The organism is Bradyrhizobium sp. WSM1743 (assembly GCF_000473065.1).
In the GTDB taxonomy this organism is placed as follows: domain Bacteria; phylum Pseudomonadota; class Alphaproteobacteria; order Rhizobiales; family Xanthobacteraceae; genus Bradyrhizobium.
Window position 1 is genome coordinate 1 of sequence record NZ_AXAZ01000072.1, and the last position, 13,174, is coordinate 13,174.

10 protein-coding genes are annotated in these 13,174 nt (G+C 64.9%); 2 read left to right on the forward strand and 8 right to left on the reverse strand.

Annotation, left to right across the window (positions count from 1 at the left end; translation table 11 throughout):
* From YU9_RS0131035 to YU9_RS0131065, 7 genes are all read right to left on the reverse strand, one after another.
* On the reverse strand, window positions 1–207 hold a 207-nt coding region (locus tag YU9_RS0131035), incomplete at its 3' end, for a transposase (RefSeq protein WP_027576290.1).
* A gap of 233 nt (window positions 208–440) precedes the next feature.
* Window positions 441–1,775 carry an ABC transporter substrate-binding protein gene (locus YU9_RS0131040; protein ID WP_027576291.1) on the reverse strand — a complete coding sequence of 445 codons (1,335 nt, stop codon included), beginning with the start codon at window positions 1,773–1,775 and terminating at the stop codon, window positions 441–443.
* An 11-nt stretch (window positions 1,776–1,786) separates the two neighbouring features.
* On the reverse strand, window positions 1,787–2,656 hold the full coding sequence (locus YU9_RS0131045) for a carbohydrate ABC transporter permease (protein WP_027576292.1): 870 nt from the start codon (window positions 2,654–2,656) through the stop codon (window positions 1,787–1,789).
* Window positions 2,653–3,603 carry a carbohydrate ABC transporter permease gene (locus YU9_RS0131050; protein WP_027576293.1) on the reverse strand — a complete coding sequence of 317 codons (951 nt, stop codon included), beginning with the start codon at window positions 3,601–3,603 and terminating at the stop codon, window positions 2,653–2,655. Before YU9_RS0131050 ends, YU9_RS0131045 begins: the two co-directional genes overlap by 4 nt.
* Window positions 3,600–4,457 carry a phosphodiesterase gene (locus tag YU9_RS0131055; RefSeq protein WP_027576294.1) on the reverse strand — a complete coding sequence of 286 codons (858 nt, stop codon included), beginning with the start codon at window positions 4,455–4,457 and terminating at the stop codon, window positions 3,600–3,602. The genes YU9_RS0131050 and YU9_RS0131055 overlap by 4 nt, the downstream gene beginning before the upstream one ends.
* Before the next feature lie 322 nt (window positions 4,458–4,779).
* Entirely contained in the window at window positions 4,780–4,932 is a 153-nt protein-coding gene (locus YU9_RS50320; protein ID WP_245266592.1) for a hypothetical protein, read from the reverse strand.
* A 19-nt stretch (window positions 4,933–4,951) separates the two neighbouring features.
* Window positions 4,952–6,424 (reverse strand): YdiU family protein, encoded by a 1,473-nt coding sequence (locus tag YU9_RS0131065; RefSeq protein WP_027576295.1) that lies wholly within the window; start codon window positions 6,422–6,424, stop codon window positions 4,952–4,954.
* Between the two features lie 196 nt (window positions 6,425–6,620).
* Here YU9_RS0131065 and aspS point away from each other — a divergent pair, with 196 nt between their 5' ends.
* Complete coding sequence (aspS, locus tag YU9_RS0131070) at window positions 6,621–8,393, forward strand: aspartate--tRNA ligase (protein ID WP_027576296.1); 1,773 nt, start codon at window positions 6,621–6,623, stop codon at window positions 8,391–8,393.
* A 154-nt stretch (window positions 8,394–8,547) separates the two neighbouring features.
* Here aspS and YU9_RS0131075 read toward each other — a convergent pair whose 3' ends face one another.
* Window positions 8,548–10,518 (reverse strand): hypothetical protein, encoded by a 1,971-nt coding sequence (locus YU9_RS0131075; protein ID WP_027576297.1) that lies wholly within the window; start codon window positions 10,516–10,518, stop codon window positions 8,548–8,550.
* A gap of 246 nt (window positions 10,519–10,764) precedes the next feature.
* Between YU9_RS0131075 and YU9_RS0131080 the strand changes: the two genes are divergently transcribed.
* On the forward strand, window positions 10,765–13,074 hold the full coding sequence (locus tag YU9_RS0131080; RefSeq protein ID WP_027576298.1) for an NADP-dependent malic enzyme: 2,310 nt from the start codon (window positions 10,765–10,767) through the stop codon (window positions 13,072–13,074).
* Window positions 13,075–13,174: the final 100 nt, after the last annotated feature.

Here is a 13,174-nt window from a genome sequence, read left to right on the forward strand (position 1 = left end):
CAGCAACGACTGGTGCTGTGCCGCCGTGCGCGCCGGAGCCGTCCGCGCCGCCATTGGCTCGACGCTCTTGCGATCACCCGGCAACATCAGGCCAGTGCAATAATCGCGCAGCGGTCTCGTCCGCTCCGCGTGACCGATCACGCTACCAAGCTCCGCCACATACTCCGCAAACCGGGTTTTGCTGTCTCCGCCTTGATCGAGATTCATCTGGCCCTCCGCGCGCCAAACATTGAATCCCTACAAATACTTGATTCTCAGCCTCAACGGCTGCGGCCGGATGACTCAGTAAGATTAGCCCTGCGGTTGCGCCGAGGCGCAATCCGCTGGGCGTAACCCACCACTCTCCATGTCCGTGGAGCTGGAAGAGGTGGGTTACGCTGCGCGAACTGCGCTTCGCGCGGTCGCGCAGCCAACCCACCCCACGATGATACGAAGGCTCCTTACGGCAGCTTCAGCGACGTCTCCGCATTGTACGGCTTGAGCGTCTCGTCGGCGGCCTTCTGGGCGGCGGCGAGGGCCTCCTTCGGCTGCTTCTTGCCGTTGAGGACCAGCATCACCTCGTCCTCGAGGTTCTTGCGGACCGGGACGGTCTTGTAGGTCGCGAACCACGGCTTTGCGACGTCGAGCTGCTCGACGGCGGTCTTGGCGTCCGGATTCTTGTTGAGGAACTCGACCATCTCGGGCGTCTTGTAGGCGGCCATGTTGGGCGCGAAGTACCCGGTGGCGCGGCTCCACCAGCCACTCTTCTCCGGCGAGGTCATCCACTTGATCAGCGTCCAGGCCGCCTTCTGCTTGTCGGCCTCGAGCCCTGCCGGCATGATCAGCGAGGCGCCGCCGATCGGCACCGCGTTGCGGACGTTGCGCGGGATGAAGGCGACCTTGTAGGCGAACTTGGCGTTGTCGCGCACGTAAGTGAGCGAGCCCGTCGACAGCATGATCATCGCGGCATTGCCGGAGATGAAGGAGGTGCTGACGGCCGGTCCGGGCGTCGCGCCGGGCGGATGCACCTTGTGCTTGGCGATAAGGTCGTTCCACCAGGTGAGTGCGCCGAGCATCGAGGGCGTGTCGTAATAGACCTCGCCGCCGAACTCCTCGTTGTAATAGCGCCCGCCATTGCTCATGGTGAGCGTTTCCATCATCCAGCCGCAATAGTCGTAGGCGCAGGGGATCGCGATGCCCCATTGGGTCACCTTGTCGCCCTCGCGCCTGGTGAGCTTCTTGGCCCAGTCGGTGAGCTCGGCCCAGGTCTGCGGCGGCTTGCTCGGATCGAGGCCCGCTTCCTTGGCCTTGTCGGCGTTGATGTACAGCAGCGGCGTCGAATTGTGGAACGGCACGCCATAGACCGAGCGGTTGATCACGGCGTTGCCCTGCAGCGCCGGGAAGAACTGGCCCAGGAACTGCTCCTTGGTGGTGCCGTCGGCCTTGATCAGGGAATCGAGATTGGTGAGCTCGTTCTCGAGCTGCATGTCGAGCAGGAAGTTCGCCGACATGATCACGGCGGCCGGCGGCTTGCCGGCCTTGATCGCGGCGCGCGTCTTGATCAGCGTGTCGTCATAGGAGCCGGTGTAGACCGCGGTCGCCTTCACGTCGGGATGGGTCTCGTTGAATTCCTTGATCAGGGTGCCCATGTCACGGGCGAGCTTGCCGTCGACGGGGACGGGGAAGAACAGGTCGATCTCGGTCGGACCTTCGCCGGCCAGCGCCGGGAAGGCGAAGGCGCCTGCCATAGTGCCTGCCACGGCAAGGCCGAGCATGAGCCTGCGGGAGAACAGCATCGAAGAATCTCCTATTTGATGCCTGAGGTGACGAAAGAGCTGATGAAGCGTTTCTGGAAGATCAGGAAGACGACGAGCAGCGGCGCGACCACCATCAGCGTGCCTGCGGCGATGGTGCCCCAGGCCTGCGTGCCTTCGGCGGTCTTGGTGAAGACGGAGAGGCCGACCGTGAGCGGCCGCTTGTCCGGCGAATTGATCACCATCAGCGGCCACAGGAAGTCGTTCCAGTGGCTGGTCACGGAGATGATGGCGAAGGCCGAGAAGCTCGGCATCGACAGCGGCACGTAGATGTGGCGGATGCGCTGGAGCAGGCTGGCGCCGTCGATCAGGGCGGCGTCTTCCAGCTCGGTCGGGATCGCCTCGAAGGCCTGACGCATCAGGAAGGTGCCGAAGGCGGAGGCGAAGAACGGCATCATCACGCCGGTGAGCGTGTCGTAGAGGCCGAGCTGCGCCACGAGCGACAGGTTCGGCACGATCAGCAGCACCGGCACCAGCATCAGCTGCATCAGGAACAGATAGAAGATCAGCGTCTTGCCGACGAAGTTCAGGCGCGCAAAGGCAAAGCCCGCCAGGGTGATCGTGACGAACTGCACCAAGAGGATGCCGGTGCAGATGATCGTGGTGTTGATCGTGTAGCGCGGGAAATCGCCGATCTCCCAGGCATCCCTGACATTGTCGAGCGTCGGCTTGAGGCTCGGCATCAGCTCCGCCATGGCGTTGATGCCGTCGGAGGCCGGGCGCAGCGTCGCCACGACCATCCACAGGAACGGGATCAGCCAGACGATCGCCAGCAGCACGGTCAGCAGGAAGCCGAGCTTTGGCGTGATCTCGTTGCGGGTGGCGAGCGGGGCGTCCTTGTAGAGCCTGTCGATCAGTTTCATGGCCCGCCCTCGCGGTTCGCCATGGTGCGGAAGGAGAGCGCGGTGAGGCCCATCAGCGCGGCGAGCGTCAGCAGCGTCGCGGCCGAAGCTTTGCCGATGTCGTAATGCTCGACCGACTGCTGATAGATGTAGAACAGCACGAGGTTGGTCGCGTTCGACGGCCCGCCCTGGGTCATGACGAAGACGTGGTCGACCTGCGTCACCGCGTTGAGGATTGCGATGACGGTGACGAACAGGAAGGTGGGCTTGAGCTCCGGCAGGATGATGTGGCGCAGGCGCATGTAAGGCCCGGCGCCGTCGAGATGCGCGGCCTCCATCACGTCCTCCGGCACGGCCTGGAGGCCGGCCAGGAAGAACAGCATGTAATAGCCGGCGTTCTTCCAGATCGTGATGACCATGATCGCATAGAGCGCGATGTCGGGATCGCCGAGCCAGTTCGGCAGCACCGGAAGTAGCCGGCCGATGTAGTAATCGAGCAGGCCGACATTGGGCAGGAAGATGAACAGGAACAGCGCTGATGCCGCGACCATCGGGATCAGCACCGGCAGGAACAGCGCGGCGCGCAGCGCGCTGTTCACGGCATGAGTGCGTGACAGCGCCAGCGCGAACAATAGCGCAAGGGCGATGCTCGGCACCGCCGTGCCGACGGCGTAGATCAGGTTGTTGACGACGGCGCCAGCGAAGGCGGGGTCGGCAAGCACCGCGCTGATGTTCTCAAAGCCGACGAAACGCACCGGCGCCTTCGGTGTGGCGCGCTGATAGAGCGCATCGACGAGCACGCGGCCCATCGCGCCATAGGTGAACAGCGCGAGGAAGACCAGCGACGGCAAGAGCAGCAGATAGGCCGGCAGCGAGGCCTTGAAGCGGCCCATGAACCGCTTCAGGACGTGCAGACGCGGTGCCGCCGACGTCGCGACCGGGAGAGCCGCGGGTTCAGCGAGGCTCATCTTATCGCGCCGGGAAAATTGAGCGCATAGTCGCGGCCGTCCACTCCTGCCGGCGGCTCGAAGGGGAAGCGCAGACTCTGGTCGAGGAAGTCATGGCTGTGCACGACGAGGTTTTCGTCGTCGATCAGCACGACGCCATAGGCCGGCGGCTCGTGGCTGGCGAGATGCTCGGTGGCGGCTGCGTCAAGCTCGAACCAGACCTGGTGGTTGGTACCGCGCAGCGTCGAGAACGGGATCTTGCCATAGCTGCCGAAGATCGGCCGGTGCACGTGGCCGAAGAAGAGGTGGCGAATGCGCGAGCGATAGGGCGCGATCACCTCGGCGAATTCAGCGCTCTGCTTCAGCGCGATCTCGTCCATGGCGCGCACGCCGACCGGGAAGGGCGGATGGTGCATGAACACGACGAATTCTTGGTCGGCGGGCGCGGCGGCGAGCGTGCTCGCAAGCCAGCCGAGGCGCTTTGCGCACATATCGCCGGCATGACTGGTCTCGTCCAGCGTGTCGAGGAAGACGAACAGGCCATGCTCGGTGGTGCGCGTGCCCTGCACGAAGCCATTGGCATCGCGCGGCGCGGCTTTCAGCGCGTCGAGGCAGGTGACGCGCTTGTCGTGATTGCCGACCATGGCGATGTACGGAATCTTCAGCGCGGCCATGGCGTCGGCGAAGTTGGCGTAGGATTCAGCCTCGCCCCAATGGGTGAGATCGCCGGTCACCACCGCAAACGCAGCATCCGCTTGGTGCTTGTTGATGTCCGCAATCGCCGCATCCAGCCGGGCGCGCGGATCGAGGCCATAAAGCTTCGAGCCGGGGTTCGCCAGATGCGTGTCGGTGAGGTGGATGAACTTGAAGGGCATGGCGCGCCTAAGATCGGGACGGTTGGAGGATCGGCGCCTCCGGCAAGACGGCGCTGCCAGCCCGTTAGAGCGCGTGTGTTTCAGTTTGATGACAGCGGTTCCCGCCGCCGCAAATTGTTGGGCAGAACGGCAGATGCGGTCGACCGAGTCGTCTCGCGCTGCGGTATTGAAACGGTTGCGGTAGGATGGTTAGAGCGCAGCGAAACCCATCATTCCTTGGCTAACGACTGGCGCGAAGGCGCTCAATCTCGGCGATCAGTCTTGGAATGTCCTGTCGCGCGTGCGCGATGAAATCGTGATCGGCGATCGTCGCACCAGTGAGTTAGATGTCCTCGCCTCCGGTCTGGACGAAGTCTGAGCCGCTGAATTTATCGCGCTTCTCGATGAACGATCTCCAAGGGCCGGCAGTGGCCTGTTCACAGCGTGCCTTGATCGCGTCAATCTCTTCTTCAGTCAGAGCGGTCAGCTGGGTCATTCTGCAATCCGCAACAAGTTCACGTCCCGCAGAACGTCTGCAGCACGCGCTGGTCCGGCAGCGGCGGATCGGCGTAGGCCACATACTCCGGCTGCTCCTCGTATGGCTTTGCCAGCACCTTCACAAGCTCTTCGAACGGCGCGTAATTGTCATCGTTGACCGCAGCCTGGATCACGGCCTCGACGCGGTGGTTGCGCGGGATGAAGATCGGGTTGACGGCGTGCATGGCGGCCTGTCGCTCGGCTGCACTCCGCGGCTCCAGCGCGATCCGCTCGCGCCAGCGCCTGGCCCAGTCGTCGAAGTTTGCGGGGTCCATGAACTGCGCGCGCACGTCCGCAGTCCCATCACCGGCGGCCTCACCGAGCTTGCGGAAGGTGAGGGTGAAGTCGGCCTGGTTCTTGGCCATGGCGTCGAGCAGGTCCTGGATCAGCGCGTCGTCGCCGTCGCGCTCCGTGAACAGGCCGACCTTTCTGCGCAAGCCGGCCTGATAGGCCGCGCTGAACGTCTCGGCGAAGGCGCCGAGAATGTCCTGGGCCTCAGTGACCGCCTTCTCCTGCTCGTCCGAGAACAGCGGCAGCAGGCATTCGGCGAGACGCGTCAGATTCCACAAGCCGATGCGCGGCTGGTTGGCATAGGCGTAGCGGCCCATCTCGTCGATCGACGAAAACACCTGCGCGGGATTGTAGGCGTCCATGAAGGCACACGGCCCGTAATCGATGGTCTCGCCTGAGATGGATGTGTTGTCGGTATTCATCACGCCGTGGATGAAACCGACCAGCAGCCAGCGCGCGATGAGTTCAGCCTGGCGCGTGACGACGGCAGCGAGTAGCGCGTGATACGGCCGCTCGACCTGGAGCAGATCAGGGTAGTGGCGGGTGATGACGTGGTCGGCGAGCCGGCGGATCGCCTCGGTGTCGCGGCGGACGGCGAAGAACTGGAACGTGCCGACGCGGATGTGGCTGGAGGCGATGCGGGTCAGCACCGCGCCGGGCAGCGCGGTCTCGCGGATGACGTGCTCGCCGGTGACGACGGCGGCGAGCGAGCGCGTGGTCGGGATGCCGAGCGCGTACATTGCTTCGCTGACGATGTATTCGCGCAGGACCGGCCCGAGCGCGGCGCGTCCGTCGCCGCGGCGGGAGAACGGGGTCGGGCCAGATCCCTTGAGCTGAATGTCGCGGCGGACGCCGTCCCTGTCGATGACCTCGCCGAGCAGGATGGCGCGGCCGTCGCCGAGCTGGGGCACGAACTGCCCGAACTGGTGACCGGCATAGGCCATGGCGATGGGATCGGCTCCAGCGGGAACCGTCTTGCCGGCCAGGATCTCGGCCCCTTCCGGGGTTTCCAGCATATCCGGATCGAGCCCGAGCTGGACCGCCAGCGGTCGGTTCAGCTTGATCAGCCGGGGGGCGGCGACCGGGGTCGGTGCGACGCGGGCAAAGAAGCTGTCCGGCAGCGCCGAATAGGAGTTCTGGAAGGGGAAATGGACCGTCATGGCCTCAAGATAGGGCTGGAACGCCTGATGGCAAAGGCCTGGGCCGTGATCAGCCAAAAATGGGCATCTCAGGCCCTAATCAGGGCGTTCCCTTGGTTGCCGCCTCCGGCCTCGTCGGGTAAACCCTGCCGCAACTTCGGAGCGGTCGTTTCAGGCCGTCCGATTCGCTTCCTCCGACATTGATTTTGGGACGACCATGCATCGCTACCGGTCACATACATGCGGCGCGCTCCGCGAGAGCAACATCGGCGAGACCATCCGCCTCTCGGGCTGGGTCCATCGCGTTCGCGACCATGGCGGCGTGCTGTTCATCGACCTGCGTGACCATTACGGCCTGACCCAGTGCGTGGTCGACCCGGACTCGCCGGCGTTCTCGCTGGCCGAGAAGCTGCGCTCGGAATTCGTGGTCAAGATGGACGGCAAGGTCCGCCGCCGGCCTGACGGTACCGACAATGATGACCTGCCGACCGGCAAGGTCGAGGTCTATGTCAGTGAGATCGAGGTGCTGGGCCCGGCCGGCGACCTGCCGCTGCCGGTATTCGGCGACCAGGAATACCCTGAAGACATCAGGCTCAAGTATCGCTTCCTGGATCTGCGTCGCGAAAAACTGCACCAGAACATCATGACGCGCGTCGAGATCATCAAGTCGATGCGTCGGCGCATGGAGGCGCAGGGCTTCTTCGAGTTCAACACGCCGATCCTGACCGCGTCCTCGCCCGAAGGCGCGCGCGACTTCCTGGTGCCCTCGCGCATCCATCCCGGCAAGTTCTACGCGCTGCCGCAGGCACCGCAGCAATACAAGCAGCTCTTGATGATGAGCGGCTTCGACCGCTACTTCCAGATCGCGCCCTGCTTCCGCGACGAGGACCCGCGCGCCGACCGTCTGCCCGGCGAGTTCTACCAGCTCGACGTCGAGATGAGTTTTGTGACTCAGGAAGACGTGTTCGCCGCGATGGAGCCTGTCATCACCGGCGTGTTCGAGGAGTTTGCCAAGGGCAAGCCCGTCACCAAGGGCTGGCGCCGGATTCCGTTTGCGGAAGCGCTGCGCAAATACGGCAGCGACAAGCCTGACCTGCGCAACTCCATCGAGATGCAGGACGTCTCCGAGCACTTCCGTGGCTCCGGCTTCAAGGTGTTCGCGCGCATGCTCGAAGATCCCAAGAACCAGGTCTGGGCGATCCCGGCGCCTAGCGGCGGCAGCCGCGCCTTCTGCGACCGCATGAATTCGTGGGCGCAGGGCGAGGGCCAGCCCGGCCTCGGCTACATCATGTGGCGCGAGGGCGGCGAGGGCGCCGGTCCCCTCGCGAACAACATCGGGCCTGAGCGCACCGCTGCGATCCGCGCGCAGCTCGGCCTGAAGGAGGGCGATGCTGCGTTCTTCGTCGCCGGCGATCCCGACAAGTTCTGGAAGTTCTCAGGCCTTGCCCGCAACAAAGTCGGCGAGGAGCTGAACCTCACCGACAAGGAGCGGTTCGAGCTCGCCTGGATCGTCGACTTCCCGATGTACGAGTACAACGAGGACGACAAGAAGGTCGACTTCTCGCACAACCCGTTCTCGATGCCGCAAGGCGGCCTGGAGGCGCTGAAGTCGCAGGATCCGCTGACCATCAAGGCGTTCCAATACGACATCACCTGCAACGGCTACGAGATCGCCTCGGGCGGCATCCGCAACCACGTGCCGGAAGCGATGGTGAAGGCGTTCGAGATCGCCGGCTACGGCGAGCAGGAAGTGGTCGAGCGGTTCGGCGGCATGTACCGCGCCTTCCAGTACGGCGCCCCGCCGCATGGCGGCATGGCCGCCGGTGTCGACCGCATCGTGATGCTGCTCTGCGGCACCACGAATTTGCGCGAGATCTCGCTGTTCCCGATGAACCAGCAGGCCATGGACCTCCTGATGGGCGCGCCGTCGGAAGCCACGACCAAGCAGCTCCGCGAGCTGCATGTGCGGGTCAATCTGCCGCAGAAGTGATCTTGTGCCCCGGACGCAGCGCAGCGTTTCTTCAGCGTTGCGCTGCAGAGCCGGGGCCCGCGTCTCAGCGAGCAGCGGCCTCTCTGGGTCCCGGTTCTGCGCAGCAACGCTAAGGCGTTGCAGCGCGCCCGGGACACGAGATCGCCGTTGTCTCCTACAACCCCGTCGACGCCTCGATCCTGAACTGCGCCAGGGCGCTCTCCGGGTCGCTTTGCGAGAGCTGCATCAATTGCATCAGCGGCACCTTGGCGCGGGGCGTGAGCTTAATGGTCAGCGTCTGCCCCGAGGTCCCGACGAAGCCGGCGAGTGCATCGACCGCGACCCTGGCGTCGGCATTGGACGCCGCGATCTTCTCGCCCTGCGCCCGGATCATCTCGACGATGGCGCTGCGTGCGGCGTCGCGGCTGACATTCTGCATGCGCGAGAACTGCGCGACGACGAGATCGACGACGCCGCTGTCGCGCAGCGAGAGCTCGAGCGCACCGGTTTCGACCTGCGCTGCCTGACCCATCGCCTGCACTGGGTCGGTCGTGAACAGGCTGCGCGGCACGTTGGCGAGCGCGAAGCGGGCCTGCGCTTTGGCGAGGTTGCCGAGATCGATCGTGGCCGGCGCGAGCGCGAATGCGCCTGACGATTCCGTCCAGGCCGCACCGAGATCGAGGTCGATCGCGAGCTTGTCGACGCCCGCCATGATCAGCGGCCGCTGCGCCGGATTAGAGGGATCCGTCGGCGCGACCATCTTCACGACCAGATTGGCCTTGCTCGGGATCGACCCTATCAGCTGGCCCCAGTTCAGGCTGATCGTGTCGATGGTGACGAGCTGCCGCGTATTCTTGTGGGGCGCCACCACGCCCTTGATCTCGGCGCCTTCGAGCACGCGGAACAGGCCCAGCATCTCTTCGGGCGAGGGCGGCTGCTCGTGCTTGCTGAGGTTTGCCGCCCAGCGCATCAGGTTTGCCGCGCTGAACGACTTCAGCGCGAAGCGCTCCATCTTGAACTGCCCCTGGGGAGCTGGCGTATCGACGCCCTCGATCGCAAACTCGCCCTCGCGGTATCTGATCGCGTTGACCCTGCCGGTCCCCTGCGGCGTGCCGATCGAAATCGCGCTAACCTCGGCCCTGCCGATGCGAAGACCCTCATAGACGCCGGTGAGCTTCTCCATCAACTCACGCGACTGTGCCGGCGTTGGAACGGCTGATTGATTCTGCGGCAGCGCGGCAAATATCTCGGCCAGCCGGAACTTCGTCGGCTGCACGTCGATGTCCTCCATCACGAATCCGTCGATATCGAGACGCATCCCCTGAGCGGATTTGAGCGTGTAGGGGCCGGCCGAGACGTGCCGGTAGACGCGGTGATAGGTCTCGTCACTGCTGGTCTGCGGATCGAGTACGGCGATGATCGCGGTCGCATCGAAATCATTGACGATGACGTTCGACAGCTCGCCGGTTAGCTTGTCCGGCTTGCCGGGCTGCTTCACGTCGACCGAGGTGGCGGCGCGGTCCGCCTTCATCGCATCGATCTTGCCGTGCTTCAGGTTCTGGATCGTCAATCCGGAATAGGTGACCTCGCCGCTGCCGCCGGAACCGCCCCCGGACTCGAAGCTCATCGTCAGCGCTGGCGCCGTGAGCGAGGACGCCGTGACGCTCGCGTATTGACCGAGAACGTAGCGGTAGAGATCGATCAGGGAGCCGTTCGCCGGCGCCGTCCCGGTGCGAAAAGGGCCGGCATAGTCGCGCATCGTCAGTTGCGGAATCTTGTAGGAGGCCTTCACCTTGGCCGGGCCGACCTGGTCCAACGCGACGTCGATGCCGGTGATGTCGATGCTGTCGGCCGAAATCCTGGTATCATCGATCTGGCGAACGCCGGTGCCCTTGATGCCGGCGATCTTGACCTGCGCTTGCGGCTGGCTGCTGGGCGTGACCGCGATGTCCTCGATGGTCAGCGTCCGGGTCATCAGGTCGAACGTGACCTTGCCATGGCTCGCCTTGCCGCCGCCAGAGCGCATCTGCTCGAAAGCCGCCTCGACCTCGGCGGTAGCGCGATGCTGGACATAGAGATTGAAGCCAAACCATCCGCTCACGCCGAGCACGGCTGCCAGGATCAGGCCGATCAGGATTCGCTTCATTCCCAGCTCCAGTTGCTCGTTCTACACTGCGCAACCTGCCATATTCGCGAAACGCCGCGCGGTCCAGGGAAAGCTATGGTTTTCAAATGTTTGACCGCGCGCCCTGTTGATGGGAGCGCAATCGGATGTTGCCACCGGGCCTTCGGCCGTGCTTCATCCCGTTTCCATGGCCCGGAAATACCGTCCGCTCGGGCGGCTGCTCCGGATCAGGCAATTTGAGGCCGGTTACGCGAGGCGAGACACCGCATGTCGTCCTATTCTGATGATCTCCACCAGGCGGCGCTGGCCTACCATCGTCTGCCGCGCCCCGGAAAGCTCGAGATCCAGGCAAGCAAGCCGCTTGCCAACCAGCGCGACCTGGCGCTGGCCTATTCTCCGGGCGTTGCCGCGGCCTGCACCGAGATCGCCAAGAACCCGGCCGAGGCGGCCACGCTCACCACCCGCGCCAATCTGGTCGCCGTGGTCTCGAACGGCACCGCGGTGCTCGGCCTCGGCAATATCGGCCCGCTGGCCTCCAAGCCGGTGATGGAAGGCAAGGCGGTCCTGTTCAAGAAATTCGCCGGCATCGACGTGTTCGACATCGAGATCGCCGCCGACACCATCGATCGCGTGGTCGAGACGGTGGCAGCGCTCGAGCCGACTTTCGGCGGCATCAATCTGGAGGACATCCGCGGACCGGAATGCTTCGAGATCGAGACGCGCCTGAAGGAGCGCATGAAGATCCCGGTCTTCCACGACGACCAGCACGGCACCGCGATCATCGTTGCCGCCGCCATCGTCAACGGCCTCAGGCTGAACGGCAAGAAGCTGTCCGAGGTCAAGATCGTGGCCTCGGGGGCAGGGGCTGCCGCGATCGCGACGCTGAACTTGCTCGTCTCGATGGGCGCGCAGCGCAAGAACATCTGGGTCTGCGACATCGACGGTCTGGTGCATGAGGGGCGCAACACCTCGATGGACCGCTGGAAGGCGGTCTATGCGCAGAAGACCGACAAGCGCACGCTCGCCGACGTCATCGGCGGCGCCGATATTTTCATCGGGCTCTCGGCACCCGGCGTGCTGAAGCCCGAGATGGCCAAGGCCATGGGCGACAAGCCGCTGATCATGGCGCTCGCCAATCCCGTGCCGGAGATCATGCCCGAAGAGGCGCGAAAGGCGCGCCCCGACGCCATGATCTGCACCGGCCGCTCCGACTACCCGAACCAGGTCAACAACGTCCTCTGCTTTCCCTTCATCTTCCGCGGCGCGCTGGACGTCGGCGCCACCGCGATCAACGAGGAGATGAAGCACGCCGCCGTCGAGGCCATCGCGCAACTCGCGCGCGAGGCGCCGTCGGACGCCGTCGCGCAGGGTTTCGACACCGGCGAGACGCAGGGCTTCGGTCCGGGCTCGTTGATCCCGAGCCCGTTCGACCCGCGCCTGATCCTGCGTATCGCGCCGGCTGTGGCGAAGGCGGCAATGGAGTCGGGCGTTGCGACGCGGCCCATCACCAATTTCGACGAATACAGAGCGCTGCTTGAGCGCTTCGCCTTCCGCTCCGGCCTCGTCATGAAGCCGATGTTCGCCAAGGCCAAGACCCAGCCGGTCCGCGTGATCTACGCCGAGGGCGAGGACGAGCGCGTGCTGCGCGCCACGCAAGTCGTGCTGGAGGAGAAGCTGGCGCGGCCGATCCTGGTCGGCCGCCCCTCCGTGGTCGAGGCGCGCATCAAGCGCTTCGGCCTGTCGATCAAGGCCGGCAAGGATTTCGACCTCGTCAATCCCGAGGACGATCCGCGCTACCGCTCCTACGTGCAGTCCTATGTCGAGGTCGCCGGCCGCCGCGGCGTGACGCCGGATGCGGCGCGCACGGTGGTGCGCACCAACAACACGGTGATTGCGGCGCTTGCCGTGGTGCGAGGCGAGGCCGACGCCATGCTCTGCGGCGTCGAGGGCCGCTACATGAGCCATCTGCGCCATGTCCGCGAGATCGTCGGCTTCTCGCCGGGGATCAGCGATTACGCCGCACTGGCGCTGCTGATCACCAGCAAGGGTGCCTTCTTCATCGCCGATACGCAAGTGCGGCCCAACCCGAGCGCGGAGGAGCTGGCCGAGATCGCGGCACTCGCGGCGCTGCATGTGCAGCGCTTCACCCTGAAGCCGAAGGTCGCTTTTATCTCGCATTCCGATTTCGGCAGCTACGATACGGACTCCTCGCGCAAGATGCGTCGGGCGACCCAACTCCTGAAAGACAAGCATCCGGAGATCGAGGCCGACGGCGAGATGCAGGGCGACACCGCGCTCTCGGCTGCGGCCCGCAAGCTCGTGCTGCCGCACTCCAAGCTCGAGGGGGAGGCCAACATCCTGATCATGCCGAACCTCGACACCGCCAACGTGGCCTATCAGATGATCAAGGCGCTGGCGGACGCACTTCCCGTTGGCCCGATTCTGATCGGCCCGGCGCGTCCGGCCCACATCCTGACGCCGGGCGTCACCGCGCGCGGCATCCTCAACATGACCGCCGTGGCGGTCGTGGAAGCTCAGGAGCGCGCCGCGCGGCAGCAGCCGACGTTGTTCACGTAAAGGGCGGGCTGCTGCGCCGTGCGAAGTGCTACCCTTCTCCCCTTGCGGGAGAAGGTGGCATAGGCGGCCTTCGGTCGCCGTTCTTAGGAACGCCGAAGCG